Source organism: Streptomyces sp. BBFR25, assembly GCF_044590125.1.
GTDB lineage: Bacteria > Actinomycetota > Actinomycetes > Streptomycetales > Streptomycetaceae > Streptomyces > Streptomyces canus_D.
Map to the genome: position 1 here is coordinate 7,180,557 of NZ_CP172447.1, position 25,951 is coordinate 7,206,507.

At 73.4% G+C, this 25,951-nt stretch carries 29 protein-coding genes; 21 read left to right on the forward strand and 8 right to left on the reverse strand.

Annotation, left to right across the window (positions count from 1 at the left end):
* Positions 1-2 precede the first annotated feature (2 nt).
* Genes ACGH52_RS32235 through ACGH52_RS32275 form a run of 9 tightly spaced genes read left to right on the forward strand, consistent with a single transcriptional unit; the run spans position 3 to position 4,906 of the window.
* Positions 3-440, forward strand: coding sequence for a gas vesicle structural protein GvpA (locus ACGH52_RS32235; protein ID WP_059300093.1), 438 nt, complete (start codon positions 3-5; stop codon positions 438-440).
* On the forward strand, positions 437-1,210 hold the full coding sequence (locus tag ACGH52_RS32240) for a GvpL/GvpF family gas vesicle protein (protein WP_076977202.1): 774 nt from the start codon (positions 437-439) through the stop codon (positions 1,208-1,210). The genes ACGH52_RS32235 and ACGH52_RS32240 overlap by 4 nt, the downstream gene beginning before the upstream one ends.
* A gap of 4 nt (positions 1,211-1,214) precedes the next feature.
* Positions 1,215-1,478 carry a gas vesicle protein GvpG gene (locus tag ACGH52_RS32245; protein ID WP_399944453.1) on the forward strand — a complete coding sequence of 88 codons (264 nt, stop codon included), beginning with the start codon at positions 1,215-1,217 and terminating at the stop codon, positions 1,476-1,478.
* A complete protein-coding gene (locus ACGH52_RS32250; RefSeq protein WP_076977203.1) occupies positions 1,475-2,188 on the forward strand; it encodes a DNA primase in 714 nt (237 codons plus the stop codon). The genes ACGH52_RS32245 and ACGH52_RS32250 overlap by 4 nt, the downstream gene beginning before the upstream one ends.
* Complete coding sequence (locus tag ACGH52_RS32255) at positions 2,185-3,330, forward strand: SRPBCC family protein (protein ID WP_210976234.1); 1,146 nt, start codon at positions 2,185-2,187, stop codon at positions 3,328-3,330. Before ACGH52_RS32250 ends, ACGH52_RS32255 begins: the two co-directional genes overlap by 4 nt.
* Positions 3,327-3,653: a gas vesicle protein gene (locus ACGH52_RS32260; RefSeq protein ID WP_059300098.1), complete on the forward strand. Its 327-nt coding sequence runs from the start codon at positions 3,327-3,329 to the stop codon at positions 3,651-3,653. Before ACGH52_RS32255 ends, ACGH52_RS32260 begins: the two co-directional genes overlap by 4 nt.
* Entirely contained in the window at positions 3,650-4,429 is a 780-nt protein-coding gene (locus ACGH52_RS32265) for a GvpL/GvpF family gas vesicle protein (protein ID WP_059300099.1), read from the forward strand. Before ACGH52_RS32260 ends, ACGH52_RS32265 begins: the two co-directional genes overlap by 4 nt.
* Positions 4,426-4,608 (forward strand): gas vesicle protein, encoded by a 183-nt coding sequence (locus ACGH52_RS32270; RefSeq protein WP_003972471.1) that lies wholly within the window; start codon positions 4,426-4,428, stop codon positions 4,606-4,608. Before ACGH52_RS32265 ends, ACGH52_RS32270 begins: the two co-directional genes overlap by 4 nt.
* Before the next feature lies 1 nt (position 4,609).
* Positions 4,610-4,906, forward strand: a complete 297-nt coding sequence (locus tag ACGH52_RS32275) for a gas vesicle protein K (RefSeq protein ID WP_059300100.1) — start codon at positions 4,610-4,612, stop codon at positions 4,904-4,906.
* Positions 4,907-4,940: 34 nt separating this feature from the next.
* Here the strand turns inward: ACGH52_RS32275 and ACGH52_RS32280 are convergent, their stop codons facing one another.
* From ACGH52_RS32280 to ACGH52_RS32290, 3 genes are all read right to left on the reverse strand, one after another.
* A complete protein-coding gene (locus tag ACGH52_RS32280) occupies positions 4,941-5,111 on the reverse strand; it encodes a hypothetical protein (protein WP_059300101.1) in 171 nt (56 codons plus the stop codon).
* Positions 5,112-5,165: 54 nt separating this feature from the next.
* Entirely contained in the window at positions 5,166-5,987 is an 822-nt protein-coding gene (locus ACGH52_RS32285) for a class I SAM-dependent methyltransferase (protein ID WP_399944459.1), read from the reverse strand.
* Positions 5,988-6,087: 100 nt separating this feature from the next.
* The gene (locus tag ACGH52_RS32290; protein ID WP_076977207.1) at positions 6,088-7,593 is read right to left on the reverse strand and encodes a bifunctional phosphatase PAP2/diacylglycerol kinase family protein; all 1,506 of its coding nucleotides are present in this window, start codon (positions 7,591-7,593) and stop codon (positions 6,088-6,090) included.
* 134 nt (positions 7,594-7,727) lie between these two features.
* On the opposite strand from ACGH52_RS32290, the gene ACGH52_RS32295 reads away from it, so the two are divergent.
* On the forward strand, positions 7,728-9,347 hold the full coding sequence (locus tag ACGH52_RS32295) for an ABC-F family ATP-binding cassette domain-containing protein (RefSeq protein ID WP_059300104.1): 1,620 nt from the start codon (positions 7,728-7,730) through the stop codon (positions 9,345-9,347).
* 21 nt (positions 9,348-9,368) lie between these two features.
* On the opposite strand, the gene ACGH52_RS32300 is transcribed toward ACGH52_RS32295, so the two are convergent.
* Positions 9,369-10,490 (reverse strand): Vms1/Ankzf1 family peptidyl-tRNA hydrolase, encoded by a 1,122-nt coding sequence (locus ACGH52_RS32300; protein WP_121702292.1) that lies wholly within the window; start codon positions 10,488-10,490, stop codon positions 9,369-9,371.
* A 62-nt stretch (positions 10,491-10,552) separates the two neighbouring features.
* Between ACGH52_RS32300 and ACGH52_RS32305 the strand changes: the two genes are divergently transcribed.
* Complete coding sequence (locus ACGH52_RS32305) at positions 10,553-10,831, forward strand: DUF6158 family protein (protein WP_059300106.1); 279 nt, start codon at positions 10,553-10,555, stop codon at positions 10,829-10,831.
* An 82-nt stretch (positions 10,832-10,913) separates the two neighbouring features.
* Here the strand turns inward: ACGH52_RS32305 and ACGH52_RS32310 are convergent, their stop codons facing one another.
* Together ACGH52_RS32310 and ACGH52_RS32315 are read right to left on the reverse strand one after the other, a co-directional pair.
* A complete protein-coding gene (locus tag ACGH52_RS32310) occupies positions 10,914-11,456 on the reverse strand; it encodes a type 1 glutamine amidotransferase domain-containing protein (protein ID WP_121702293.1) in 543 nt (180 codons plus the stop codon).
* A gap of 24 nt (positions 11,457-11,480) precedes the next feature.
* The gene (locus ACGH52_RS32315) at positions 11,481-11,879 is read right to left on the reverse strand and encodes a DUF2795 domain-containing protein (RefSeq protein ID WP_059300108.1); all 399 of its coding nucleotides are present in this window, start codon (positions 11,877-11,879) and stop codon (positions 11,481-11,483) included.
* Positions 11,880-12,086: 207 nt separating this feature from the next.
* Between ACGH52_RS32315 and ACGH52_RS32320 the strand changes: the two genes are divergently transcribed.
* The 7 genes from ACGH52_RS32320 to ACGH52_RS32350 all read left to right on the forward strand — a co-directional run bounded on the left by ACGH52_RS32320 (position 12,087) and on the right by ACGH52_RS32350 (position 20,143).
* Positions 12,087-14,477 carry an excinuclease ABC subunit UvrA gene (locus ACGH52_RS32320; protein ID WP_210976230.1) on the forward strand — a complete coding sequence of 797 codons (2,391 nt, stop codon included), beginning with the start codon at positions 12,087-12,089 and terminating at the stop codon, positions 14,475-14,477.
* A gap of 115 nt (positions 14,478-14,592) precedes the next feature.
* Positions 14,593-15,045 (forward strand): helix-turn-helix transcriptional regulator, encoded by a 453-nt coding sequence (locus ACGH52_RS32325; RefSeq protein ID WP_216353577.1) that lies wholly within the window; start codon positions 14,593-14,595, stop codon positions 15,043-15,045.
* Between the two features lie 5 nt (positions 15,046-15,050).
* A complete protein-coding gene (locus ACGH52_RS32330; protein ID WP_399944466.1) occupies positions 15,051-15,467 on the forward strand; it encodes a VOC family protein in 417 nt (138 codons plus the stop codon).
* A gap of 289 nt (positions 15,468-15,756) precedes the next feature.
* Complete coding sequence (locus ACGH52_RS32335; RefSeq protein WP_059300111.1) at positions 15,757-16,557, forward strand: RNA polymerase sigma factor SigF; 801 nt, start codon at positions 15,757-15,759, stop codon at positions 16,555-16,557.
* Between the two features lie 139 nt (positions 16,558-16,696).
* Positions 16,697-17,590 carry a hypothetical protein gene (locus ACGH52_RS32340; RefSeq protein ID WP_399944469.1) on the forward strand — a complete coding sequence of 298 codons (894 nt, stop codon included), beginning with the start codon at positions 16,697-16,699 and terminating at the stop codon, positions 17,588-17,590.
* Between the two features lie 199 nt (positions 17,591-17,789).
* Complete coding sequence (locus tag ACGH52_RS32345) at positions 17,790-19,106, forward strand: aminotransferase class I/II-fold pyridoxal phosphate-dependent enzyme (RefSeq protein WP_399944472.1); 1,317 nt, start codon at positions 17,790-17,792, stop codon at positions 19,104-19,106.
* Positions 19,103-20,143, forward strand: coding sequence for an MBL fold metallo-hydrolase (locus tag ACGH52_RS32350; protein WP_121700916.1), 1,041 nt, complete (start codon positions 19,103-19,105; stop codon positions 20,141-20,143). The genes ACGH52_RS32345 and ACGH52_RS32350 overlap by 4 nt, the downstream gene beginning before the upstream one ends.
* 99 nt (positions 20,144-20,242) lie before the next feature.
* Here the strand turns inward: ACGH52_RS32350 and ACGH52_RS32355 are convergent, their stop codons facing one another.
* A complete protein-coding gene (locus tag ACGH52_RS32355; RefSeq protein WP_121700915.1) occupies positions 20,243-20,869 on the reverse strand; it encodes a DedA family protein in 627 nt (208 codons plus the stop codon).
* Positions 20,866-21,639 (reverse strand): MBL fold metallo-hydrolase, encoded by a 774-nt coding sequence (locus ACGH52_RS32360; protein ID WP_059300115.1) that lies wholly within the window; start codon positions 21,637-21,639, stop codon positions 20,866-20,868. The genes ACGH52_RS32355 and ACGH52_RS32360 overlap by 4 nt, the downstream gene beginning before the upstream one ends.
* A gap of 94 nt (positions 21,640-21,733) precedes the next feature.
* Here ACGH52_RS32360 and ACGH52_RS32365 point away from each other — a divergent pair, with 94 nt between their 5' ends.
* The 3 genes from ACGH52_RS32365 (at position 21,734) to ACGH52_RS32375 (ending at position 25,902) form a co-directional block, all read left to right on the forward strand.
* Positions 21,734-22,135, forward strand: coding sequence for a hypothetical protein (locus tag ACGH52_RS32365; protein WP_121700914.1), 402 nt, complete (start codon positions 21,734-21,736; stop codon positions 22,133-22,135).
* Positions 22,136-22,287: 152 nt separating this feature from the next.
* Positions 22,288-24,396 (forward strand): phage holin family protein, encoded by a 2,109-nt coding sequence (locus ACGH52_RS32370; RefSeq protein WP_399946954.1) that lies wholly within the window; start codon positions 22,288-22,290, stop codon positions 24,394-24,396.
* An 81-nt stretch (positions 24,397-24,477) separates the two neighbouring features.
* On the forward strand, positions 24,478-25,902 hold the full coding sequence (locus ACGH52_RS32375) for an amino acid permease (protein ID WP_059300118.1): 1,425 nt from the start codon (positions 24,478-24,480) through the stop codon (positions 25,900-25,902).
* Positions 25,903-25,951: the final 49 nt, after the last annotated feature.

The following is a 25,951-nucleotide window of genomic DNA, read 5'->3' on the forward strand; positions in this document are numbered from 1 at the left end:
GCATGACTGTCGTACCGGCACAACAGACCGGCGGCGGAGGCGGCAGCAGCGGCCTTTACGACGTGCTTGAGCTTGTTCTGGACAGGGGGCTCGTCATCGACGCATTCGTGCGCGTCTCCCTGGTCGGCATCGAGATCCTGAAGATCGACGTCCGTGTCGTCGTCGCCAGCGTGGACACCTATCTGCGCTTCGCCGAGGCCTGCAACCGGCTCGACCTGGAGGCCGGGCCGCGCAAGGACCCGGGGCTGCCCGACCTGGTCGGGTCGATCACCGAGTCCGGAGCCAAGGGGAAGTCCAAGGGGGCGCTGTCCGGCGCCGCCGAGACCATCTCCGACGCGTTCAAGCAGGCCCGTGACGACAGCGGCTCCGAGCGCGAGACGTCGTCGCGTCCGCGCGCCCGCAAGGCCGCGCCCTCGCGCCGGAAGGAGGAGCAGGAGTGAGTACGTACGTCTACGGCATCACCGCCGCCACGCATCCCTCGCTCCCCGAGGGCACGGTCGGAGTCGGCGAACCGCCGCGCGAGGTGCGGATCCTCAAGGAGGGCGGGCTGGCGGCCGTCGTCAGCGACGCGCCCGAGGGACTGCGCCCCAAGCGCAGGGAACTGCTCGCCCACCAGAACGTGCTGAGCGAGATCGGCGCGGACGGCTGCGTGCTGCCCATGCGTTTCGGCAGCGTCGCCCCCGACGACGAGGCCGTCACCGGGGTCCTCGCCGAGCGCGCCGACCACTACGCGGAACGCCTGGGAGCGCTGGACGGCCGGGTCGAGTACAACATCAAGGCCAACCACGTCGAAGAGGCCGTACTGCACCACGTGATGGCCGAGAACCCCGAGATCCGCGCCCTCGCCGAGTCCAACCGGCAGGCGGGCGGCGGGACGTACGAGACGAAGATCCAGCTCGGCGAGATGGTCGCGGCCGCGGTCAAGGGCAAGGAGGCCGAGGACGCCACCGCCCTGGAGCGCACCCTGGAGCCCGCCGCCGACGCCGTGAGCGTGGGCCCCGAGTCCACCGGCTGGCTGGCGAACGTCTCGTTCCTGGTGAAGCGGGAGGCGGCCGAGGAGTTCCTGGCCGCCGTCGAGCGGGCCCGCGGCGCCATGCCGCACCTGGAGGTCCGCGTGAACGGCCCGCTGCCGCCGTACAGCTTCGTCGAGCCCGGCCCGGCCGAGCCCGCGGGCACGGCGGCCGGCGGTGCGGACGCCGGAGCGGGGTGACGGCATGGGACTGATCTCGGAGGTCCTGCTGCTGCCGTTCGCACCGGTGCGCGGCGGCGCCTGGGCCATCAGACAGGTGCTGGAGGAGGCCGAGCGGATCTACTACGACCCCGCCACGGTGAGGGCCGAACTTGCCCACCTGGAAAAGCAGTTGGAGGCCGGTGAGATCACGGAGGAGGAGTTCGACCGACAGGAGGACGAGCTTCTTGACCGGCTGGAGATCGCTACGCGCACGAGCGCGGGATTGGGCAACGGGACGGCACCATGAATCGAGTGGGACTGGGCCTCGCGATAGGTGCGGGCTACCTGCTGGGACGCACCAAGAAGCTGAAACTGGCGGTCGCCGTGGGCACCATGGTGGCCGGCAAGAAGATGAACCTGACCCCGAAGGGCATCGCCGAGCTGGTCTCCGGACAACTGCAGAACAACCCGCAGTTCAAGGAGATCGGCGACCAACTGCGCACGGACCTGAGGGGCGTGGGCAAGGCGGCCTCGGGTGCCATGGTCGAGCGGCAGATCGACGCGCTCGCCGACCGGCTGCACGGGCGCACCGCCGAGGTGCGCGACCAGCTCTCCGGCGTGGCGTCCCGGGCACCCGGCGTCGGATCCGACGACTCCCGCGACCGCGACCGTGACTCCGAGGACTCGGAGGACTCGGAGGACGCGCAGTACGAGGAGTACGAGGAGACCGGGGAGCGCGAGGAGCCCGACGAGCGCGAGGACGCCGGTGAGCGCGAGGACGCCGAGGAGCGGCGCGCGCCCCGCCGCGAGCGGCCCGCGAGGAAGGCGCCGCCCGAGGCGCGCAAGACGGCCGGAAAGGCGCCCGTGAAGAAGTCCGCCGCCAAGGCCCCGGCGAAGAAGGCGGCGGCGAAGCGTGCCCAGCCCGCCAAGAAGGCGGCCGGAAAGAAGACGGCGGGGGCCAGGAGCGCCGCCCGCGGTGCGGGTGCCCGGCAGTCGAAGGGCGGTGGTGAGCGATGAGCGACACCCTGGGGTCCGCGGCCTCCTCGGCGGGCAAGGCCGCCAAGAAGAACCCGCTGGCCGACGTGGCGCAGAGCGAGGCGGCCGACCGGCTGAAGGCCGAGGTGCAGGAGTACCTCGCCGCCCAGGCCACCCGGCTGCTGACCGGCGTCGGCACCAAGCTCGGCCAGACGACCGGCAAGCTCAACGACATCGCCGAGGGCAACAGCCCGGGATTCGCCAAGCTTGCCCTCGACGGCGGACGCAAGCTCGCCGAGGGCAAGGGCCCGATGCGGGCCGCCTTCGAGGTCGGCGCGGGCAAGGTGAAGGACAACGTGGTCGGTGCCGTCAAGAACCTCACCGGCGGCAAGGGCCGCAAGAAGGGCGGCGGGGGGCAGAAGCCGACCGTCATCATCGAGTACGTCGACGTCGGCGTACCGCTGCGCACCGCCTACGACCAGTGGACCCAGTACCAGGACTTCAGCACCTTCGCCAAGGGCGTCAAGAGCGCCAACCGCGCCGACGACACGTCCTCGGACTGGCAGCTGAAGGTCTTCTGGTCCAACCGGAGCTGGAAGGCGAAGACCACCGAGCAGGTGCCCGACGACCGGATCTCGTGGACGTCGGAGGGTGCCAAGGGCTCGACCAAGGGCGTCGTCAGCTTCCACGAGCTGGCGCCCAGCCTGACCCGCGTGGTCCTGGTCATCGAGTACTACCCGAAGGGCCTGTTCGAGAAGACCGGCAACATCTGGCGCGCCCAGGGTCGCCGGGCCCGGCTCGACCTCAAGAACTACGTCCGCCACATCACCTTCAAGGGCGAGGCGGACGACGGCTGGCGCGGCGAGATCCGCGACGGCGAGGTCGTCCGCAGCCACGAGGACGCGGTCGCGGAGGAGGAAGAGGAGCAGCGGGACCGGCAGGAGGACCAGGACGAGGAAGCGGGCCAGGAGCCCGAGGGCGAGTACGAGGAGGAGCCGGAGGGCGAGCAGGAGGGGGAGCCCGAGGAGGAGTACGAGGAAGAGCCGGAAGGCGAGCCCGAGGAGGAGTACGAGGAGGAGCCGGAGGGCGAGTACGAGGAGCCCGAGGAGGAGAAGGAGGCCGGGGAGGACGAGTACGCGTCCCGTGACGAGTACGAGGACGCCGAGGGCGGGAGCCGTCGATGACCACCCCCAGCCGGCTGCCCGATCCCTACGGCCAGGGACAGAGCGCCAACCTCGCCGACATCCTGGAGCGGGTGCTCGACAAGGGAGTCGTGATCGCGGGCGACATCAAGATCAACCTGCTCGACATCGAGCTGCTGACCATCAAGCTGCGGCTCGTCGTCGCCTCCGTCGACAAGGCCAAGGAAATGGGCATCGACTGGTGGGAGAGCGACCCCGCACTGTCCTCGCGCGCTCGGCACGACGAACTCACCCGGGAGAACGCGGCGCTCCGCGAACGCCTGCGGGAGCTGGACCCGGGCCGCGTACCGAGGGAGGAGCAGTGACCGGACTGCGCTACGTCTACGCCGTCTGCCGCCCCTTCGACGCGGCCCTCCAGGCCCAGCTCACGGGGGTGGCGGGCGACCCGCCCCGGCTGCTGCCGCACGGCGACCTGATCGCCGTCGTCAGCCATGTGCCCGAGGCCGACTTCGGCGAGGAGGCGCTGCGCGCCCGCCTGGAGGACCTGGACTGGCTGACCGCCACCGCCCGCGCCCACCAGCAGGTGGTCGACGCCCTCACCGCCGTCACCACCCCGCTGCCGCTCCGGCTGGCCACCGTCTTCCGCGACGACAGCGGCGTACGGGTGATGCTGGAGGAGCGCGAGGCGGCCTTCCGGCGCACGCTCGACCGGCTGGACGGCCGGGTGGAGTGGGGCGTGAAGGTGTACGTCGAGGGGGAGCCGGCCGAGCGGCCGCAGGCGTCGGCACCGCCCGCGCCCAAGCCCGCCACGGGCCGGGACTACCTGCGGCAGCGGCGCCGCCAGACCCGGGCGAACGACGACCTGTGGAGCAGGGCCGAGGAGTTCGCCACCGGGCTGCACGCGAGGCTCTCCGAGCGGGCCGACGACGCGCGGCTGCACGCGCCGCAGAACCCCCGCCTTTCCGGTGCCGCCGGACGGAACGTTCTCAATGCCGCCTATCTGGTGGCCCGCGACGCATCGGAGGAATTCGTCGAAACAGTGGACCGCACGAAGGACGACGCCCCCGGAATCCGGGTGGAACTCACCGGACCCTGGGCGGCCTATTCCTTCGCCGGGGAGACAGAGGGGGAGGGATCGTGACCGTCGTGGAGCGCCGTGAGATCGCTCTGGTGGACCTGCTCGACCGGCTGCTGGCCGGCGGAGTCGTCATCACCGGCGACGTCACGCTGCGCATCGCGGACGTCGACCTGGTCCGCATCGATCTGAACGCGCTGATCAGCTCGGTCAACCGCAACGTTCCCTCACCGTTCGGGGACTGACGTGAGCGAACTTCCCGAACCCGGCAAGCGCCGCCTCGACCTCGAACCCGACACGGTCGAGCGCGACCTGATCAAGCTGGTGCTGACGGTCGTCGAACTGCTGCGCCAGCTCATGGAACGCCAGGCGCTGCGCCGCGTCGACGAGGGCGACCTGAGCGAGGACCAGGAGGAGCGGATCGGGCTCACCCTGATGCTCCTCGACGACCGCATGACCGAACTGCGGGACCGCTACGGACTGCGGCCCGAGGACCTGAACCTGGACCTCGGGCCGCTGGGACCGCTGCTGCCCCGGGAGTGAGCACTCCCGGGGCAGCAGCCTCACCACCTGTCGTTCACCACCGGTACCAGCGGCCCCTGCCGCCACCGGCCCTGGTCCCGCGGGCCAGGAATCCGATCAGCCACAGGACGAGAACCGCCAGAGCGATCCACCAGAGAACCTTCACCGCGAATCCGATACCGAAAAGGACGATCGCGAGAAGCAGTACGAGCAGAAGCGGAACCATAATGTCGAACCTCCTGCCGTACTGGTTTCCCGAATTTCACTGGTCAGGCATCGGTCACACGCCCTTTCGGCACAGGATCTCCCCGTGCAGGACGCTGAACCAGCTTTCCGGGTGCTTTCCCCATTCCCGCCAGGCCGCCGATACGGCGCGCAATTGCTCCGGCGTCGCATGGCCGCCGCCGGTGGCGCGGTCCGCGTAGGCCGACTCCACGGTGCGGTCCGCCCACAGACCGCTCCACCACTCCCGTTCCTCGGGCGTGCTGAAGGTCCACGTGGCCGAGGTGGCCGTGATGTCGGTGAACCCCGCCTCGAGCGCCCAGGCCTTCAGCCGGCGCCCGGCGTCCGGCTCGCCCCCGTTGGCACGGGCCACCCGCCGGTACAGGTCCAGCCAGTCGTCCATGCCCGGGGACGCGGGGTACCAGGTCATGGCGGCGTAGTCCGAATCGCGGACGGCGATGATCCCGTTCGGTTTGGCGACCCGTTTCATCTCGCGCAGGGCCCGCACGGGGTCGCCCACGTGCTGGAGCACCTGGTGGGCGTGGACCACGCAGAAGGTGTCGTCCGGGTAGTCCAGCGCGTGCACGTCCGCGACCGCGAAGTCGGTGTTGCCGAGCCCGCGCGCGGCGGCCGTGGCCCGGGCCCGCTCCACGATCTCCGGCGACCGGTCCACGCCGGTGACATGGCCGTTCGGTACCAGTTCCGCCAGGTCGGCGGTGATGGTGCCCGGTCCGCAGCCGATGTCCAGGACCCGCATGTGGGGGCGCAGGGATCCGAGCAGATAGGCGGCGGAGTTCTCGGCGGTGCGCCAGGTGTGCGAGCGCAGTACGGACTCGTGGTGCCCGTGCGTGTAGACGGCGGTCTCATGCGGCTTCGGCATGGTGGATCCCCTCTCCCGACAGTGCGGTCACGGTACGCCCGCCAGCCGAATGATGAGATCCATGTATCAAGATGTGGTCTGACGCATCGTCAGAACCGCATCAGGAGAGCAGCCCGCCTCCGGGCAGCGGCCGGTACACCGTGAGCGCCTCGGGCAGCTTCTCCAGCGTCAGGTCGCCCTCCGTCTCGGTCAGTTCACCGTCGAACGCCATCAACGTGCCGGGCGCGACGCCCGACAGGCGCAGCCGGGGCACCTGCACCGCCGCGTGCGCGGGCGAGCGGGTCAGCGGTCCCGCGAGGGCCGCGGACAGCAGCCGCAGGGCCGGCCGGCGCCCCCCGTGCACCACCCGCACGTCCAACTGCCCGTCCGCCAGGTCGAGCCGGCGCCCCGAGGCGAGCCCCCGGCGGTGGTAGGTGCCGTTGCCCGCGAACAGCATCCACAGCGGGCGCCTGCGGCCGCGCACCTCGGCCTCCAGCGGATGCCGGTCGGCGCGCAGCACCCGCACCGCCGCGAGCACCCCGGCCGGCCAGCCCCCGATCCGCGACGACCAGCGCTCCCGCTCGTGGACCAGCTCCGGGTACACGCCGAGGCTGAAGGTGTTCAGGAAGACACCGCGCCGCCCGCCCGAGGCGAACCGGCCCACGTCCACCCGTACCCCCTCGCCCCGCTCCAGCGCCCCGCACAGATCCCGTACGTCCTCCACGCCCAGGTCGTAGGCGAAGTGGTTGAGCGTGCCGCCCGGCAGCACCGCGAGCGGCAGCCCGTGGCGGAGCGCGATCTCGGCCGCCGCGTTCACGGTGCCGTCGCCGCCGCACACGCCGAGCACCCGGGCGTGACCGGCCGCCTTCTCCAGCTCCGCCCGGACGTCCCCCGGCTCGCACTCCACCACCTCCGCGTCGGGCAGCGCGTCGCACAGCGCCCGCACCCGGTCCGAGGTGCCCGAGCCGACGTTGGCGACCATCACCAGTCCCTCGCCGCCGGGCAGCGCGGGCACCTCGGCGCGCGGCCGGGCCGGCGGGGTGTGCTGGGCACGGGTCGGCACCACGGCCCGCACGGCGAACGCGGCCCCCACCCCGAGGGCGGCACCGGCCACCACGTCGCTCGGGAAGTGGACGCCGGTGTAGACCCGGGACAGGGCGACCGCGGCGGCCACCGGGGCCACCGCCGCGCCCCACGCCGGGGACTCCAGCGCCACGCCGGTCGCGAACGCGGCGGCCGAGGCCGCGTGCCCCGACGGGAAGGACGTCGTGATCGGCTGCCGCTTCAGCTGCCGGACCAGCGGCACCGGGTCCAGTACCGGGCGGGTCCGGCGCACCGAGCGCTTGCCGATGGTGTTGATCGTCAGCGAGGCCAGACCCAGCGAGGCGATCCCCCGGGCCGCCGCGCGACGCGCCCTGGGAGTGCGCGACGCGGCCAGGGCGGCGGCCGCGCCGAACCACAGCACCCCGTGGTTGGCACCGCGGCTCAACCGGGGCAGCAGGGGGTCGGCGCCGGGCCAGGTGCGGGCGGCGACGGCCTCGAACACCCGCTGGTCCAGCCGCAGGAAACCGTTGCGGAGGGGGTGCGGGCCGGGCATCGCGGCGGTGAGGTCTACGTCGGGGCTCATGGGTCCCGCCTACCCTGCGGACGGCGTTTCCTGCCGCCGCCCCGCCGGTGGTCCCGGTCACGTGCCGAGGACGCGGGCACGCAGGACGAAAAGCGTTTGCCCGGGGCACGGCCGGAGCCGGAGAATCCGGTCCCATGGGTCACCTCGAAGCCGCGCACCTGGAGTACTACCTGCCCGACGGGAGGGCGCTCCTCGGCGACGTCTCCTTCCGCGTGGGGGAGGGGGCCGTCGTGGCCCTCGTCGGGCCCAACGGCGCCGGCAAGACCACCCTGCTGCGCCTCCTCGCCGGTGAGCTGAAGCCGCACGGCGGCTCCGTCACCGTCACCGGCGGCCTCGGCGTCATGCGCCAGTTCGTCGGCTCCGTACGGGACGAGACGACCGTGCGCGATCTGCTGGTGTCCGTGGCGCAGCCCAGGATCCGCGAGGCCGCGCGCGCCGTCGACACCGCCGAGCACGCGATCATGACGGTGGACGACGAGGCCGCCCAGCTGACCTACGCCCAGGCCCTGGCCGACTGGGCCGAGGCGCGCGGGTACGAGGCCGAGACCCTGTGGGACATCTGCACCACCGCCGCCCTGGGAGTGCCGTACGAGAAGGCCCAGTGGCGGCAGGTCAGCACGCTCTCGGGCGGGGAGCAGAAACGCCTCGTGCTGGAGGCGCTGCTGCGCGGCACCGACGAGGTGCTGCTGCTCGACGAGCCGGACAACTACCTCGACGTGCCCGGCAAGCGCTGGCTGGAGGAGCGGCTGGCCGAGACCCGCAAGACCGTGCTGTTCGTCTCCCACGACCGGGAGCTGCTCGCCCGCGCCGCGCAGAAGATCGTCTCCGTCGAGCCCGGCCCCGCGGGCGCCGACGCCTGGGTGCACGGCGGCGGCTTCGACACCTTCCACGAGGCCCGCCGGGACCGCTTCGCCCGCTTCGAGGAACTGCGCCGCCGCTGGGACGAGAAGCACGCGCAGCTCAAGAAACTCGTCCTGACGCTGCGCCAGGCGGCCGCGATCAGTCACGACATGGCGTCCCGCTACGCCGCCGCCCAGACCAGGCTGCGCAAGTTCGAGGAGGCCGGGCCGCCGCCCGAGCCGCCGCGCGAGCAGGACATCAGGATGCGCCTGAAGGGCGGCCGCACCGGCATCCGCGCCGTCACCTGCGAGCGACTGGAACTCACCGGCCTGATGAAGCCCTTCGACCTGGAGGTCTTCTACGGCGAACGGGTCGCCGTCCTCGGCTCCAACGGCTCCGGCAAGTCGCACTTCCTGCGGCTGCTGGCCGGCGACGACGTGACGCACACCGGGAACTGGAAGCTGGGGGCGCGCGTGGTGCCGGGACACTTCGCACAGACCCACGCCCACCCCGAGCTGCTCGGCCGCACCCTCCTGGACATCCTGTGGACCGAGCATGCGCAGGACCGGGGCGCCGCCATGTCCCGGCTGCGCCGCTACGAGCTGACCCAGCAGGCCGAACAGGCCTTCGACCGGCTCTCCGGCGGCCAGCAGGCCCGCTTCCAGATCCTGCTGCTCGAACTCCAGGGCGTCACCGCCCTGCTCCTCGACGAGCCCACCGACAACCTCGACCTGGAATCGGCCGAAGCCCTCCAGGAAGGCCTGGAGGGCTTCGAGGGCACGGTCCTCGCGGTCACCCACGACCGCTGGTTCGCCCGCTCCTTCGACCGGTACCTGGTCTTCGGCAGCGACGGGCGGGTGCGCGAGACACCGGAGCCGGTCTGGGACGAACGGCGGGTGGAACGGGCGCGCTGACGCCCTGGGCCTACTGGGCGGTCACCTCCAGCGCAGCAGCGCCCCCAGGCCGCCCACCGGCGCCTTCTGCGCGGTCTCCGGCGGCAGCACCGGCGTCACCGAGATCGCCGGGGCACCGGTCATCACCGCCGAGCGCAGCAGGGCGTCGTCCGCCCGGGCCGCCCAGGAGTTCTGCTCGCCGAGCGTCTGCAGCTCGGTGCGGCGCACCGCCACCTGGTCCGCGTCCTCGCCGATCCACACCTCACGGTGCGTGTCGGGCGCGTCCGGGATGACCAGCAGCTCGTCGATGCGGTGCTCCCGGGCGGCCTCCACCAGCGCGGGCACGCCCTCCGCCGCGCCGGAGCGGCCCTCGCCGTCCGGCGACCGGGCGGCCAGGAACCGGTCCAGGTCCTCCCGGGCACGCGCACGGACGTGGTCCTCGCGCAGCCCCTCCACCTCGTCGTCCAGCAGCCTGCTGCCGGCGCCGCGCGAGGCCTCGGCGACGCGGTCCTGGAGGCGCGAGGGCAGCCGCTCGTGCACCGAGCGCCGCTCCCGGTCGTCACCCACCAGGATCAGCAGGTCCGCGCCCGTCTCCTCCTGGCACACGGCGAGCGCGTCCGCGATCTCGGCCGCGTTGTGCTCCCAGGTGTTCTCCACCCGGAGCTGGAAATGGCGCTCCGACCAGTCCGCGCTGCTCGTGCGGTGCACCGGCCACTGCCGCCCGGTCACGCCGCCCGCGTCGGAGCTGCCCAGCGCGCTGCGCAGCTCGAAGTCGGCGCCCTTGCGGTCGATGTAGGCCACCACGCACACCGGGTCCTCGCCGACCAGGTCGAGCAGCGGCGTGACATGCGGCAGCGGGGCCCAGTCGGCGGTCGTCCCGCCGTACGGGGGCCGGGCCAGCGGCGGATCGAGGACCACCTGCCCGGCACACGCGAACAGGGCCCGCCCGTGCGGATCGCTGGCGTGCCGCAGCTCGTCCACCGCCTCCCGCACCGCCCGGCAGGTGGCGTCGTCCGCGCCCTGCTCCGCCAGCTCCCGGGCCACCGCGGCGGCCGTCAGCTCACGCTCGTGGGCGGTGTCCTCCGCGTTCCGGGAGAGGTCGACGTAGACGGAGGCCCAGGGTCCCTGGTGCTCGTAGAGGGGGTGCAGAAACGCGAGATCCATGTGGCTGCCCTCCCGGGTGCCGCTCGGGGGTGGTAGTGCTGCGGGGCGGGTACCCGGGACGCATGAACGAACACGACACGCGGGACGACTCCGTGATCGGAGTGGACCCGGGCCGCCTGGACGACCAGCAGCTGATGAAAGAACTGGAGACCATCCACCGCACGCGCCACGACACCCTGCTCTACGGGTCGAACGACGCGCTGCGGGCCCACAACGACCGCATGGCCCGGCTGGAGGGCGAATGGCTGCGCCGCAACCCGCGGCGTCCGGTGGCCCCCGGCCGCACCCGCGAGGGCGCCAGGGAACGCGGCTGCGGCCAGCCCGCCGCCCCCGGTGGCTGAGCGCGGCGGCGGGCCACCCGCGATTCCTCGCCGGTGGCCCGTCCGCCCGTCGCCCGGTTGTCCGCGGCCGTCCCTGACCGTCTCAGCCGGCCGCCTTGGCGAACTCCGCCAGGTAGGTCTCGCAGAACGCCTTGAGGTCGTCCGGCTTGCGGCTGGTGATCAGGACGTTGTCGCCCCCGTCGCAGACCTTGACCTGTTCGTCGACCCAGGTGGCGCCCGCATTGCGCAGGTCGGTCCGCAGACTGGGCCACGAGGTCAGGGTGCGGCCGCGTACGACGTCCGCCTCCACCAGGGTCCACGGCGCGTGGCAGATGGCGGCCACCGGCCGGCCCTGCGTGAAGAAGTCCTTGACGAAGGCCACGGCCTTCTCGTCCGTGCGCAGGAAGTCCGGGTTGGCCACCCCGCCGGGCAGGACGAGACCGCCGAACGCGTCGGCGGAGGTGTCGCCCACCACCTCGTCGACCGGGAAGGTGTCCGCCTTGTCGAGATGGTTGAAGCCCTGGATCTCGCCGGACTGCGTGGAGACGAGCACGGGCTCGTGCCCCGCGTCCTTCGCCGCCTGCCACGGTTCGGTCAGTTCCACCTGCTCCACGCCCTCGGGCGCGGACAGAAATGCGATACGCATGGAGTTCGGTCTCCCTTCCGGCGCCTACGCGCCCTGCGAACCCGAGGTGCCGCTCTCGGTGAGGGCCACCGCCAGCTCCTGGACGTTGTCGTAGCGCGCCTTGTGCGGCAGTCGGTCCAGCCCCTCGACGAGGGCGTCCGGCGCGTTGCCGCGGCGCAGTGCGCGAGTCAGTTCGCGCGGTCCCGCGGGGAAGCTGCCCCGGGTCAGGTTCCGGGCCAGCTCAAGCCGCAGGGCCTCCAGGTACGTCGGTCCGCGGCCCGGTGTCACCGGTCCGTACATGACGTCCGGATCGTCCTCGGCGGCCGGTTCCGGGTCGTTCCACTCCTCGCTGCGGGTGGGGTGCCCGGACCTGAGCAGACCCTGCAGTTCGTGCTTCATCTCGTCGTCGCGGTGGACGCTCATCCGGTCGCTTCCTCGCTGCATGTCTCCCTCCAGATCCTTAAGGGGTGCCGACCGCGTACCCGGACACCGCGGGCCGACACGGATTCCACCGGACGGGTCCGCTCCGATTTCCGCGGCCCGGAAGCGGATCAGTAATCGAGAAGCGCGGGCCGCCGCGCCCGCTCTAGCGTGTGACCACGAGGCACTGAGGGCGTCACCTTCACAGAGCCCCCGACAGATGGAGACACGATGAGCAGCGCCAAGAGGCCGGGCACCCAGGGACCCGGGTCGCACGCCGCCGACAGCCACGACCTGATCCGTGTGCTCGGCGCCCGCGAGAACAACCTCAAGGACGTCAGCATCGACATTCCCAAGCGCCGGCTGACGGTGTTCACCGGCGTCTCCGGCTCGGGCAAGAGTTCGCTGGTGTTCAACACGATCGCCGCCGAGTCGCAGCGGCTGATCAACGAGACCTACAGCGCGTTCGTCCAGGGCTTCATGCCCACGCTGGCCCGCCCCGAGGTGGACGTCCTGGACGGCCTCACCACCGCGATCATCGTGGACCAGCAGCGGATGGGCGCCGACCCCCGCTCCACCGTCGGCACCGCCACCGACGTCAACGCGATGCTGCGCATCCTCTTCAGCCGCCTCGGCGAGCCGCACATCGGCCCGCCCAGCGCGTACTCCTTCAACACCGCCTCCGTGCGGGCCAGCGGCGCGATCACCGTCGAGCGCGGCAACAAGAAGGCGGTGAAGGCGACCTTCCAGCGCACCGGCGGCATGTGCACGAACTGCGAGGGCCGCGGCACCGTCTCCGACATCGACCTCACCCAGCTCTACGACGACTCCAAGTCGCTGGCCGAGGGCGCGTTCACCATCCCCGGCTGGAAGTCGGACAGCCAGTGGACCGTACAGGTGTACGCCCAGTCCGGCCTCGTCGACCCGGACAAGCCGATCCGCGACTACACCGACAAGGAGCTGCGGGACTTCCTCCACGGCGAGCCGGTCAAGGTCAAGGTCAACGGCGTCAACCTCACCTACGAAGGTCTCATCCCGAAGATCCAGAAGTCCTTCCTGTCCAAGGACAAGGAGGCGATGCAGCCGCACATCAGGGCCTTCGTGGAGCGGGCGGTCACCTTCACCACCTGTCCCGAGTGCGAGGGCACCCGGCTCAGCGAGGGCGCCCGCTCGTCCAGGATCGGCAAGATCAGCATCGCCGACGCCTGCGCGATGGAGATCCGTGACCTGGCCGGGTGGGTGCGCGAACTGGACGAACCGTCGGTGGCGCCGCTGCTCACCGCGCTGCGGGACACCCTCGACTCCTTCGTCGAGATCGGCCTCGGCTACCTCTCCCTGGACCGGCCGGCGGGCACCCTGTCCGGCGGCGAGGCACAGCGCGTCAAGATGATCCGCCACCTCGGATCCTCCCTCACCGACACCACGTACGTCTTCGACGAGCCCACCGTCGGACTGCACCCGCACGACATCCAGCGGATGAACGACCTGCTGCTGCGGCTGCGGGACAAGGGCAACACGGTCCTCGTCGTCGAGCACAAGCCGGAGGCGATCGCGATCGCCGACCACGTGGTCGACCTCGGCCCCGGCGCCGGCACCGCGGGCGGCACCGTCTGCTTCGAGGGCACCGTGGCGGAACTGCGGGGCGCCGACACCGTCACCGGCCGCCACCTCGACGACCGGGCCGCCCTCAAGGAGTCGGTCCGCAAGCCCACCGGAGCCCTGGAGATCCGCGACGCGAGGACGCACAACCTCCAGGGCGTCGACGTCGACGTCCCGCTCGGCGTGCTCTGCGTGGTCACCGGCGTGGCGGGCTCCGGCAAGAGCTCCCTGATCCACGGCTCGGTCCCGGCCGGTGCCGACGTCGTGTCGGTCGACCAGAGCCCCATCAAGGGCTCGCGGCGCAGCAACCCGGCGACGTACACCGGACTGCTCGACCCGATCCGCAAGGCCTTCGCCAAGGCCAACGGCGTCAAGCCCGCCCTGTTCAGTGCCAACTCCGAGGGCGCCTGCCCCACCTGCAACGGCGCCGGTGTCATCTACACCGACCTGGCGATGATGGCCGGCGTCGCCGCGCCCTGCGAGGACTGCGAGGGCAAGCGGTTCCAGCCCGCCGTGCTGGAGTACCGCTTCGGCGGCCGGGACATCAGCGAGGTGCTCGCGATGTCGGTGGACCGGGCCGAGGAGTTCTTCGGCGCCGGGGAGGCGCGCACCCCGGCCGCGCACAAGATCCTCCAGCGGCTCTCCGACGTCGGCCTCGGCTACCTCACCCTCGGCCAGCCGCTGACCACCCTCTCCGGCGGCGAGCGGCAGCGGCTCAAGCTGGCCACCCACATGGGCGAGAAGGGCGGCGTGTACGTCCTCGACGAGCCCACCACGGGACTGCACCTCGCCGACGTCGAGCAACTGCTCGGTCTGCTCGACCGCCTCGTCGACGCAGGGAAGTCCGTCATCGTCATCGAGCACCACCAGGCCGTCATGGCGCACGCCGACTGGATCATCGACCTCGGCCCCGGCGCCGGGCACGACGGCGGCCGGGTCGTCTTCGAGGGCACCCCCGCCGACCTCGTCGCCGACCGCTCCACTCTCACCGGCGAGCACCTCGCCGCCTACGTCGGCGCCTGACCGTGCCGCGGGCCCACGGCGCCGGTACGGCTACCGGCGGTCTCCGGCGCTGTGGGATCGTGGTCGGGTGACGACGCTGGAGGACCTGGCCAGGCTGCGGCGGGCCCGCGACCTGATGGACCGCGAGTACGCCGAGCCGCTCGACGTGCCGGCGCTGGCCCGCGTCGCCCTCATGTCGGCGGGCCACTTCTCCCGCAGCTTCCGCGCCGCCTACGGGGAGACGCCCTACAGCTACCTGATGACGCGCCGCATCGAGCGCGCCATGGCGCTGCTGCGGCGCGGCGACCTGAGCGTCACCGAGGTCTGCTTCGCGGTCGGCTGTACCTCGCTGGGGTCGTTCAGCTCGCGGTTCACCGAACTGGTCGGCGAGAGCCCGAGCGCCTACCGCGAGCGCGACCACACCGACGGTGCCGCCGTCCCGGCCTGCGTCGCCAAGGTCTACACCCGGCCGGTCAGGAACGGGGAGTCGGTCAGAAGCGGCGAGTCGGTCAGGAGCGGCGGGTCGGTCGGGAACGGCGAGTCGGTCAGGAACGGAGAAGCGACGCCCGCGTCACCGCCCGTAGCGTGACGCGCATGGACATCAACCTCTCGCAGTGCTTCATAGCCGTCGACGACCACGACAAGGCGCTCGCCTTCTACCGGGACGTGCTCGGCATGGAGGTCCGCAACGACGTCGGGTACGAGGACATGCGCTGGGTGACCCTCGGCTCTCCGGCGCAGCCCGACGTGGACATCGTCCTCGAACCCCCGCTCGCGGACCCCAACGCCTCGGCCGCCGACCGCCAGGCGATGGCCGACCTGCTGGCCAAGGGCCACCTGCGCGGCGTCATCCTCGCCACCGACGACGTCGACGCCACCTTCGAGCAGGTCCGCGCGGCGGGCGCCGAGGTCCTCCAGGAACCGGTCGACCAGCCCTACGGCGTCCGCGACTGCGCCTTCCGCGACCCCGCCGGGAACATGGTGCGCTTCAAGCAGCCGCGCAAGGGCTGAGAATCCGGGTGTTTGGGACGGGGGACGGGGGGCAGGTGCAAGGTCAGTGCTTCGGACAGGAGGCACGTCCGTGGGAGCGGCGCGAGACCGCCACGGACGCGTCCGCGCGAGGCCCGGACGCTCTCCCACGGTGACCGCCCGACCCCCAGGGCCGTGTCGTCGTACGGCTCCGCCCGCCCCGCGAGCCGGAGGTTGCCCCAACCCCGGCCGCCCAAGGCGGGCCGTGCCGACCGGACTGCCGTCCGGCGCGACGACGGGACCCCGCACTCCGAGGGAGTTGCGACGCACCATGCCGATCCACGCCAGTGTGAAGCACCCGCACGACGACGCCCCCGACACCGCCGACGCCTTCCGCCGGCTCGCCACCCTTCCGGACGGCCCCGAGCGCGACGCGCTTCGCGACCGGATCGTCGAGGCGTGGCTGCCCATGGCCGAACGGCTTGCGGGACGGTTCCGCAGCCGCGGCGAGAGCTACGAGGACCTGCGCCAGGTCGCGGCCCTCGGTCTCGTCAAGGCCGTCGACCGCTACGACCCCGGACTCGGCAATGCCTTCGAGAGCTACGCCGTGCCGACCATCACCGGCGAGATCAAGCGCCACTTCCGCGACCACATGTGGACCCTGCACGTGCCGCGCCGGGTCCAGGAGCTGCGCAACCGCGTCCGCTTCGCCGGCCAGGACCTGTCCCAGACCATCCCGGGCCGCAGGCCCACCGTCTCCGAGATCGCCGAGCGCGCCGATCTGAGCGAGGAGGACGTCCGGACCGGCCTGGAGGCCCTGGAGAGCTTCACGGCCCTGTCCCTGGACGCGGAACTCCCGGGCAGCGAGGACGGCTACTCGCTGAGCGACGCGCTCGGCGGCCCCGACCCGGCCCTCGACACGGTCGTCGACCGGGAGGCCGTCAAGGACCGGCTGGCCGCCCTGCCCCCGCGCGAGCGCGCCATCCTCTACATGCGCTTCTTCGACGACATGACCCAGAGCCGCATCGCGGAACAGCTCGGCATCTCCCAGATGCACGTCTCCCGCCTGATCACCCGCTGCTGCGACCGGGTGCGGGAGCAGGTGCTGCGGGACCCGGGGCAGGGGGCGTGAAACCTCGGGCTCACCCGCCCGGGCGCTCCGTTCGCGCGAACGGAGCACGGTGACGGGCGTCCCGGTGCCGGGCGGGCTGTGATGGCCGAGGGGCGCGAGTGCAGTGCCCCGCAAGCCGTCGCTCGAAGGAGCCCGTCCCATGCGTCGCACCGCCCGCGCCCTGTCCGTCGCCGTGCTGGCCAGTGCCGCCCTCGGTCTCTCCGCAGGCCTCGGCGCGGCCGACCCGGGGGTCCCGCCGCCCCCCGCCGACCTGGGGGAGCCCGTCGTCCCGCCGCCCGCCGACGACCCGGCCGCCGTGCCCCCGCCGTCCGCGGAGGAGGCCGTCCCGCCGTCCGCCGGGCAGGCCGCCGCACAGGTCAGCCCCGCGAACGCCGCCCCCGGTGACACCGTCACCGTCTCGGTCTCGTGCGGCCCGACCGGCGGGGCCGCGCCCGCGAGCCTCGACGCCACCTCGGCGGCCTTCGAGGACGGCATCGTGGAGTTGCGCAAGGTGGCGGAAGACGCCGGGACGGCAGCCGGACCGGCCTACCGGGGGACCGCGCGGATAGCCGCAGCCGAGGACTTCGCGGCCGAGCGGAGCGCGGAGGGCACGGAGGACTCGACGGGCACCGCGGGCACCGGTGGCGTCGCGGACAGCGGGGGCTCGGCGGAGACCGAGGACTGGGCGGAGACGGAGGGCGCCGCCGGGACCGCGGAGGACTGGACCGTCGACGGCGCCTGCCCGGACGCCTCGGGCGGCGAGGGCGGCGACCCCTGGAGCGCGACCATGAGCGTGCCGGAGGAGAGCGGTGCGGGCGCAGGTGCCGCCCGGCCGACGTGCCGGGAGACCGCCGCCCCGCACGGTGGTTCCGCCGGGCAGGGCACGTCCTGCGGCGGTGCGACGGCGGAGCACGGAGTGCGCGCCGGTGCCGGCGGGACCTTCGGCGACTCGGTGCCCGCCCTGGTCGCCGGTGGTGTCCTGATCGCGGGCGCGTGCGGTGCGGCCGCGCACCGGCTGCGGCTGCGCCTGCGCGGGGAGGACGGCGAGCGCTGACCCCGCGCGGACGCCGGTCCGCCTGTGACACGCGGAACCGGAACCGGAGCCATGGCGGGGCGGCACGATGGGTACTGGGATCAACGAACGGCGAGCGCACAGTCGAGCGCACACGGGACGGGCCCGACGGGGTCGGCGGCCCGGTCCGACGAGACAGGGCACGGTACGGACAGGCGGCACGGACCGCGCGGAGGTACGCATGCGGCGCACGGACCCCGAGGGCGGCCTGGCCACGGGACCCGCAGGCCACGACCCCGGTGGCCGTCCCGGTGCGGGTCACGACCCCGTGGGCCACGGTCCCGTCCGTTACGGCCCGCACTTCCCGGACGACGGGCTGCCGGTGCTGCCCGAGCTGTCCGCCGTGCTCGCCGCCGCCGCGGGCCGCGCGCGCGGGGAACCGGCCGGCGGCGCCCCCGCCCTCCTGGAGGCCGCGAGCGGCTACTGGGACCGGCGCGGCCTGACCACCGACCCCGCCCACCTGGCCGCCGCCCCCGGCGCGGGCGCCCTCCTGCTCGCGCTGACCGCCGCGCTGGGCGGCGACGTGCTGGTGCCCCGTCCCTGCGCCGCCTGGTGGGCGCCGTACGCACGGCTGCTGGGCAGACCCGTCTTCCACGTGCCGACACCGGCCGAGTCCGGCGGCGTACCCGACCCGTACGCCCTGCTGGAAACCGTCCGCCGGGTCCGCGCCGAGGGCGGCGATCCCCGCCTGCTCGTGCTGTCCGTCGCCGACGACCCGACCGGCACGGTCGCGCCGCCCGAGCTGCTGCACGAGACCGTCGAGGCCGCCGCGGGCGAGGGGCTGCACCTGGTCAGCGACGAGACCTGGCGGGACACCCTGCACGACCCGCACGCCACCGTGCTCCTCAGCCCCGCCGAGATGCTGCCCGAGCGGGTCACCGTCGTCACCGACCTGGCGGGCGCGCTGCTGCCGCCGGCCTGGCCGGCCGCCGTCGCCCGCTTCCCCGCCTCCGCCGCCGGGAACGGCCTGCACGCGCGCGTGCTCGACGTGCTCACCGCGCTCGGCGCCCGGGTCGCGGCACCCGTCGCCGCCGCGGCCGGGTACGCGCTCGACGAACCCGAGCCGGTCACCGACCGCCGGGCCGCCGCCGTACGCCTGCACGCGCGCGTGGCCGCCGCCGTGCACGCCGCAGTGGTCGCCGCGGGCGCCACCGCCCGCCCTCCGCAGGCGGGCCGCCACCTGTACGCCGACCTGGGTCCGCTGCGCGACGCGCTCGGCGCCGAGGGCGTCGGCGACGCCCAGGAACTGGAGGACTTCCTCAGCGCCCGGCTCGGCATGCCGGCCCCCGGCGGCCACCGCTTCGGGGACGACCTGCCCGCCCTGCGTGTCCGGCTCGCCACCGGGCCCCTGCTCGACGCGGGCACCGACGAGCGGCGGACGGAGTGCCTCACCTCGACGGACCCGTTGGAACTGCCACACGTGCGACGCGCGTTGACCGGTCTGAAGTCGGTCTTCGACGGTCTCCGCGACGCTCAGCGATGGGAGCCCCCTCGATGACGCAGCAGCCCCGGTCGACCACGAGCACCCCCGCGTCCGCCGAGGACACCGACGCGGGCGCCGCCCACCCGCCGCTCGCCGAGCCCCGGCCACCGGCCGAGCACCGGGTGTGGCCGCGGACCTTCCACGACCGGCTGACCGCGCCGCTGCCCGGTCTGAAGGCCTTCGCCAGATTCGCCCGCGAGGGCGCGGTCAGACCCGGCCCCGCCGGACTCGCCGACATCCCCCGGCTGCCCTACGCCCCCGGCCAGCTGCCCCGCGTGGACGCACGCACCGTCGCCGTCACCTGGGCCGGACACGCCAGCTGGGTGGTGCGGATCGGCGGCCTGACCGTGCTCACCGACCCCGTCTGGTCCCGCCGGATCCTCGGCACCCCGGCCCGGGTCACCCCCGTCGGCGTCGCCTGGAGCGCCCTGCCCCGCGTCGACGCCGTCGTCATCAGCCACAACCACTACGACCACCTGGACGCGCCCACCCTGCGCAGGCTCCCGCGCGACACCCCCGTCCTCGTGCCCGCCGGTCTCGGCCGCTGGTTCCACCGCCGTCGCTTCACCCGGGTCACCGAGCTGGACTGGTGGGAGGCGACCGAGCTGAACGGGGTCCGGTTCGACTTCGTCCCGGCCCACCACTGGTCCAAGCGCAGCCTCACCGACACGTGCCGCACCCTGTGGGGCGGCTGGGTCCTCACCGACCCCGACGGGCGGCGCGTCTACTTCGCCGGCGACACGGGGTACGGCCACTGGTTCGCCCGCATCGGCCGCCGCTACCCCGGCATCGATCTCGCCCTGCTCCCCATCGGCGCCTACGACCCCCGCTGGTGGCTCAGCGACGTGCACTGCGACCCCGAGGAGGCGGTACGGGCCGCCCAGGACGTCGGCGCGCGCCACATGGCGCCGATGCACTGGGGCACGTTCGTGCTGTCCGCGGAACCGGTACTGGAACCCCTCACCCGCGTGCGCGCCGCCTGGCAGCAGGCGGGCCTGCCCCGCGAACGCCTGTGGGACCTACCGGTCGGCGCCTCCCGCGTACTGGAGTAGCCACCGCCACCCGGCCGGAGCGACCCCACCGCACGACACACGGACCGCCGCCAGGTCTCCGTGGGGCCGCCGCGGAGCCTCGCGCCAACCGCCGGAGGCCTACGCCTTTGCCGGGCGGCGGAAGCGTCGCCATACGCCCGGGGCGGCGCTGACCAGTACCGTGAGGGCGATCGCCGCGGCCACGCCCTCCCACGGCTTGCTGAACAGGGCGCCGCTCAGCACCCCGATCAGCTGGTACGTCAGTGCCCAGGCCAGACAGGCCGGCAGGTTGCCGCGCGCGAAGTGGCGCAGCGGCCACTCCGCCAGCAGACAGGCCAGCATCACCGGGATCCGGCCCGCCGGCACCAGCCGGGAGAGCACCAGCACCGCGACGTCGTGCTCGGCGAGCTTGTCCTGCGCCTGCTCCAGCCGGTCCTCCGGCGCCCGGGACCGGATCGCCTCCAGCCAGCGCGAGCCGTTCTTCGAGCCCACCCCGCGCCGGCCCAGCCAGTACAGCGCCATGTCCCCGCAGAACGCGGCCAGCGACGCCGTGGCGAACACCATCAGCATGGCGAACGGCAGCGTCTGGTGCATCGCCACCACCGCCGCCGAACTCACCAGCGCCCCCGTCGGCACCACCGGCACCAGCGCCCCGATCAGCACCAGCAGGAACAGCGACGGATAGCCGAGCGCCTGCTGCGTCGGCTCCGTCGGTATGTTCAGCGTCGCGGCCCCCAGCCAGCTCACCGCGCGACCTCCACCCGCACACTCTCGCCGTGCCCCAGCCGGTGCACCGCCACGCCCGGCGCGCGCAGCGCCGACAGGCGCACGAACTCCTCGCCCGGCGTGTGGAACTCGTGGGGGCGCACGGCGTCCATCCCGATCGGCCAGTACGTGCCGTAGTGCACCGGCACCGCCGTGCGCGGCGCCAGCCGGGCCAGCGCCTCGGCCGCCCGCCCCGGGTCCAGGTGCTCCGCGCCCAGATAGGGGCCCCAGCCGCCCACCGGCAGCAGCGCGGCGTCGACCGGCCCGACCTCCTCCTCCATGCCGTCGAACAGCCCGGTGTCCCCGGCGAAGTACGTCCGCGCCTCGCCCTCGACGACATAGCCGAGCGCGGGGGCGCGGTGCCGTCCGACCGGCAGCCGTCGCCCGTCGTGCCGCGCGGGGACCGCTCGTATGCGCAGGTCACCGACGCTCGCCTCGTCACCCGGCACCACCTCGGTCAGCTCCAGGTGCCCCAGCCGACGCAACCCCGGCACCGCCCGTCGTGCGCCCCGGGGCACGAGCAGGCGCGTGCCCGGCGCGAGCCGCGCGAGCGACGGCACATGCAGGTGGTCGGCGTGCAGATGGGAGATCAGCGCCACGTCCGCGCGCCACGCCGCAGGCGGCGGCACCGCGCCCCGCCTGCGACGCAGATGGGCGAGCCGGCGGACGAACAGGGGATCGGTGAGCACACGGATGCCCGAATCCTCGACCGTGCAGGTGGCGTGACCCCACCACGTGAGCTCCACCGGCACCTCTTTGCCTCCTTCGCGCGACTCCCCGAAGCCTACGTCCAGGAGTAGGGTCGGCGGCGAAAACGGGAGGTGACGGGAGGTGAGGGGGGACACCATGAGGCCGGTGCGGGTGACGGCGATCGCGAGTCTGACGCCATTGGAACAGCTGGACGACGACCCCTTCCTGGTCGACTCCCGCAGCCAGCACGCCATGTGCGCCCACTGGGCGGCGGAGCACGGCTACGTCGTCGCCAGACAGCTGCTGGTGCGCGGTCTGCGGCACGACCACGACGCCCTGTGGGACGGAGTGCGCCCCGGCCAGGACCTGTTCGTGGCGCCCAGCCGCCGGGTGCTGGAGAGCGCGCTGTCCTCCGTCGACGACTTCACCACGGAGTGCGCGCGGCGCGGCGTCCGCGTCGAGACCGTCGGCCACGCGGAACCCTCGTACGACGCCCGGATGAAGGCGTGCGTGCACCGCAGGCTCTCGATGCCGACGGCCGGGTACGACGGCCGCTGACCGCCGTCGCGCGGGTGTGAACCGGACCCGGGGGGACAAACGGGCACTCCGGAGCGTTGTGGCAGGGTGGACACGGCCCGCACGGACGACGGGCCGGGACGTGAGGTGTGCGGAGCGTGGGTGGAGGGCGTTGGCGCCGGGTCGCCAGTCAGATGGGGCGGAGTGTCACGGTGTGGGCCGTCTCCACCGTCACCATGCTCGTGCTCGCCGGGATCCTGCCCGACTTCCGGCTCCAGTCGCCCGACGGGGACAGCGCGACCGACATCGCCATGACCGCCGCGGTCGGCGCCGGAGCCTTCGGCCTCCTGTCCGCCCTGGTCTGGCCGCTCATGGTCCGCCTGCTGCTCCTGGTGCCGGCCCTCGTCCTCGGTCTGCTGGTCTTCTTCCTCAACGGCGGGCTGCTGCTCCTCGCGATCGACGTCAACCCGGCCGGACGCGGCGGCGTCGCCCCGGAGACGGCGGTCGTGGTGGCCGCCGTCATGTCCGCCGTGGCCTCCGCCACCGGCGGTGCGCTGGCCGTGCGCGACGACGACGCCTACCGGCGCCGCCTGTACCGCCTCGCCGACCGCCGCCGCAGATCCGGCCCGCCCTGCCCGGCGGGCCCCGGCACCGTCTTCCTCCAGCTGGACGGCGTCGGCCACGACGTCCTGCTCGACGCCGTCGACCGCGGCGCCATGCCCACCGTCGCCCGCTGGCTCGGCCGCACCGGCACCTCCGCGACCCACCGGCTCGCCCCGTGGCGCACCGACTGGTCCAGCCAGACCGGCGCCAGCCAGCTCGGCATCCTGCACGGCAGCAACCACGACGTCCCCGCGTTCCGCTGGTACGAGAAGGACAGCGGCGAGGTCATGGTCTGCAACCGCCCGACCAGCGCCGCCGAACTCCAGTACCGCGCCGTCCGGCGCACCGGCGACGGCGGACTGCTCAGCCTCGACGGCGCCAGCCGCGGCAACCTGTTCGGCGGCGGCGCCGACGAGCAGGCCCTCGTGCTGTCCATAGCCACCCGCCGCCGCAGCCGCGAGACCCGCTCCAGGTCGGGCTACTTCGCCTACTTCTCCGACCCCGCCAACGCCGTGCGCACCGCGATGTCCTTCGTCGCCGAGGTGTGCCGGGAGATCGGCCAGTCCACCCGCGCCCGCGTCCACAAGGTCCGCCCGCGGGTCTCCCGCGGCGGTCTCTACCCCTTCGTGCGCGCCTTCGCGACCGTCGTCGAACGCGACGTCGTCGTCGCCGCGGTCATGGGCGACATGCTCGCCGGCCGCACCGCCGTCTACGCGGACCTGGTGGCCTACGACGAGGTCGCGCACCACTCCGGGCCGGGCGGCCGGGACGCCGCCAAGGTCCTCCAGCGGCTCGACCGGTCCCTCGCCCTGATCGAGAAGGTCGCCGAGCACGCCCCCCGCTCGTACCGGATCGTGCTCCTGTCCGATCACGGCCAGAGCCCCGGCGAGACCTTCCGCGCGCGCTACGGCCTGACCCTCGCCGACCTGGTGCGGGCGGGTTGCGGACTGCCCGTGCCGCGCAGTGCCCGGCGCACCCGCAGCGGCGCCGAGGCGCGCAACACCGTACGGGCCGCCCTGCACCGCCCCGTCGAGGAGGGCGCCGAGCAGCAGCGGCCCGCCGACACCCCCACCGGGCGCCGTTCCGAGCCGATCGTGCTGGCCTCCGGCAACCTGGGGCTGGTCTCCTTCCCGGACGTCCCGCACCGGATGACCCGGGAGGAGATCGACGCCCGCCACCCCGCCCTGCTGCCGACCCTCGCCAACCACCCCGGCATCGGCTTCCTGCTGGTGCGCAGCGAGGAACACGGCGGTGTCGTGCTCGGCGCGCGCGGCGCCGAGGTGCCCCTGGACCGGCTCGACGAGGACCCCGGGCCGCTCGCCCCCTTCGGGCCCGGTGCCGCCGACGCCGTACGCCGCACGCACTCCTTCCCGCACACCGCCGACGTCATGGTCAATTCCTTCCACGATCCGGTCGACGGCGAGGTCCTCGCCTTCGAGGAGCAGATCGGCTCGCACGGTGGGCTCGGCGGCGCCCAGTCGCACGCCTTCCTGCTGTCGCCGGTCGTCCTGTCCCCGCCGGTCGCCGAGGACGCGGAGATCGCCGGCGCCGAACACGTCCACCGGGTGCTGCGGCGCTGGCTGCGCGAGTCGAACGGCCCGCAGGTGCCCGTGGACCCGGCGGACGATTCGCGGCCGAACGTCGCGGACAGCGCACCTTTTCCCGTCGCGGACGGGTTCGTGCAGGACAAAAGCGCCTGATTTGGAGCGGCGCCGGACCGTGCCCGACCATGGGCGCGTCCGGCGATCCCGGGCCCCGTTCCATGAGAGGCGCACCACCCCATGCACGTCACCGGGACCGTCCCCCCACCGGCTCCGGAACCGCAGGCGACCCCCGCGGCCCCCGACCCCACCGCTCCCGCCGACCCCGCCCCTGGCAGCGGCCGGCACGCCCGCCGCTTCGGGCTCCCCGTCGCCACCGCCCTGGTCATGGGAAACATCATCGGCGGCGGCATCTTCCTGCTCCCGGCCTCCGTCGCCCCCTTCGGCACCATCAGCCTGCTCGCCTTCGGCGTCCTGACCGTCGGCGCCATCGCGCTCGCGCTGGTCTTCGGCCGCCTCGCCGCCCGCGACCCGCGCACCGGCGGCCCCTACGTCTACGCCCGCGAGGCCTTCGGCGACTTCGCCGGGTTCCTCGCCGCCTGGGCGTACTGGATCACCACCTGGGTGTCCAACGCGGCCCTCGCCGTCGCCGCCGTCGGCTACCTCGACGTCCTGATCCCGGTGAACGACCACCGCTGGACGGCGTGCCTGGCCGCACTCGCCATCCAGTGGCTGCCCGCGCTCGCCAACTTCGCGGGCACCCGCTATGTCGGCGCCGTGCAGCTCGTCTCCACCGTGCTGAAGTTCGCGCCGCTGCTGCTCGTCGCGGTCGGCGGGCTGTTCTTCTTCGACCCGGACAACCTCGGTCCGTTCAACGCGAGCGGCTCCAGCGGCATCGGCGCGGTCTCCGCCGCCGCCGCGATCCTGCTCTTCTCCTACCTCGGCGTGGAGTCCGCCGCCGTCAGCGCCGGCGAGGTCAAGGACCCCCGCCGCACCGTCGGCCGGGCCACGGTCATCGGCACCGCGGGCGCCGCCCTGGTCTACCTCCTCGGCACCCTCTCGGTCTTCGGCACCGTCGCCCACGACCGCCTGGTCACCTCGGACGCCCCCTTCTCGGACGCCGTGAACGCCATGTTCGGCGGCGCCTGGGGCGGCTGGGCCGTCGCGCTGGCCGCCCTGGTCTCGATGACCGGCTGCCTCAACGGCTGGACCCTGCTCAGCGCCCAGACCCCGTACGCGGCGGCCCGGGACGGCCTCTTCCCGGCCGCGTTCGCGCGCAGGCGGCGCGGGGTGCCCACCGTGGGCGTCGGCGTCACCGTCGTCCTCGCCTCGCTGCTCACCGTCTACAACTACACGTCCGGCTCGGCGAAGGTCTTCGAGGTCCTGGTACTGGTCACCACCTTCACCGCCACCGTGCCGTACCTGCTGGCCACGGCCGCCCAGATCTTCCACCTGGTCTCCGGGCAGGGCGAGAAGGTCGACCGGGCGCGCCTGGCGCGGGACGGTGTGATCGCGGCGGTCGCGGCGGCCTTCTCCCTGTGGCTGGTCGCGGGCGCCGGTTACGCGGCGGTCTACCAGGGTGTGCTGTTCCTCTTCGCGGGCGTACTGGTGTACGCGGTGATGGCGGCCCGCAGGCGGCGGCAGGACGGACCCGCCGCGCGGTAATTCGGCTGCGTACGGGCCCCGTCACGCCCACACTGGTGCGGGTCCGCTT

What these genes read in the sequence shown, in the direction of transcription:
- ACGH52_RS32235 (WP_059300093.1), top strand. Translation starts at nt 3, where the DNA reads ATGACTGTCGTACCGGCACAACAGACCGGCGGCGGAGGCGGCAGCAGC.
- ACGH52_RS32245 (WP_399944453.1), top strand. Translation starts at nt 1,215, where the DNA reads ATGGGACTGATCTCGGAGGTCCTGCTGCTGCCGTTCGCACCGGTGCGC.
- ACGH52_RS32250 (WP_076977203.1), top strand. Translation starts at nt 1,475, where the DNA reads ATGAATCGAGTGGGACTGGGCCTCGCGATAGGTGCGGGCTACCTGCTG.
- ACGH52_RS32255 (WP_210976234.1), top strand. Translation starts at nt 2,185, where the DNA reads ATGAGCGACACCCTGGGGTCCGCGGCCTCCTCGGCGGGCAAGGCCGCC.
- ACGH52_RS32260 (WP_059300098.1), top strand. Translation starts at nt 3,327, where the DNA reads ATGACCACCCCCAGCCGGCTGCCCGATCCCTACGGCCAGGGACAGAGC.
- ACGH52_RS32280 (WP_059300101.1), bottom strand. Translation starts at nt 5,111, where the DNA reads ATGGTTCCGCTTCTGCTCGTACTGCTTCTCGCGATCGTCCTTTTCGGT.
- ACGH52_RS32285 (WP_399944459.1), bottom strand. Translation starts at nt 5,987, where the DNA reads ATGCCGAAGCCGCATGAGACCGCCGTCTACACGCACGGGCACCACGAG.
- ACGH52_RS32290 (WP_076977207.1), bottom strand. Translation starts at nt 7,593, where the DNA reads ATGAGCCCCGACGTAGACCTCACCGCCGCGATGCCCGGCCCGCACCCC.
- ACGH52_RS32295 (WP_059300104.1), top strand. Translation starts at nt 7,728, where the DNA reads ATGGGTCACCTCGAAGCCGCGCACCTGGAGTACTACCTGCCCGACGGG.
- ACGH52_RS32300 (WP_121702292.1), bottom strand. Translation starts at nt 10,490, where the DNA reads ATGGATCTCGCGTTTCTGCACCCCCTCTACGAGCACCAGGGACCCTGG.
- ACGH52_RS32305 (WP_059300106.1), top strand. Translation starts at nt 10,553, where the DNA reads ATGAACGAACACGACACGCGGGACGACTCCGTGATCGGAGTGGACCCG.
- ACGH52_RS32310 (WP_121702293.1), bottom strand. Translation starts at nt 11,456, where the DNA reads ATGCGTATCGCATTTCTGTCCGCGCCCGAGGGCGTGGAGCAGGTGGAA.
- ACGH52_RS32315 (WP_059300108.1), bottom strand. Translation starts at nt 11,879, where the DNA reads ATGCAGCGAGGAAGCGACCGGATGAGCGTCCACCGCGACGACGAGATG.
- ACGH52_RS32320 (WP_210976230.1), top strand. Translation starts at nt 12,087, where the DNA reads ATGAGCAGCGCCAAGAGGCCGGGCACCCAGGGACCCGGGTCGCACGCC.
- ACGH52_RS32325 (WP_216353577.1), top strand. Translation starts at nt 14,593, where the DNA reads ATGGACCGCGAGTACGCCGAGCCGCTCGACGTGCCGGCGCTGGCCCGC.
- ACGH52_RS32330 (WP_399944466.1), top strand. Translation starts at nt 15,051, where the DNA reads ATGGACATCAACCTCTCGCAGTGCTTCATAGCCGTCGACGACCACGAC.
- ACGH52_RS32335 (WP_059300111.1), top strand. Translation starts at nt 15,757, where the DNA reads ATGCCGATCCACGCCAGTGTGAAGCACCCGCACGACGACGCCCCCGAC.
- ACGH52_RS32340 (WP_399944469.1), top strand. Translation starts at nt 16,697, where the DNA reads ATGCGTCGCACCGCCCGCGCCCTGTCCGTCGCCGTGCTGGCCAGTGCC.
- ACGH52_RS32345 (WP_399944472.1), top strand. Translation starts at nt 17,790, where the DNA reads ATGCGGCGCACGGACCCCGAGGGCGGCCTGGCCACGGGACCCGCAGGC.
- ACGH52_RS32350 (WP_121700916.1), top strand. Translation starts at nt 19,103, where the DNA reads ATGACGCAGCAGCCCCGGTCGACCACGAGCACCCCCGCGTCCGCCGAG.
- ACGH52_RS32365 (WP_121700914.1), top strand. Translation starts at nt 21,734, where the DNA reads ATGAGGCCGGTGCGGGTGACGGCGATCGCGAGTCTGACGCCATTGGAA.
- ACGH52_RS32370 (WP_399946954.1), top strand. Translation starts at nt 22,288, where the DNA reads ATGGGGCGGAGTGTCACGGTGTGGGCCGTCTCCACCGTCACCATGCTC.
- ACGH52_RS32375 (WP_059300118.1), top strand. Translation starts at nt 24,478, where the DNA reads ATGCACGTCACCGGGACCGTCCCCCCACCGGCTCCGGAACCGCAGGCG.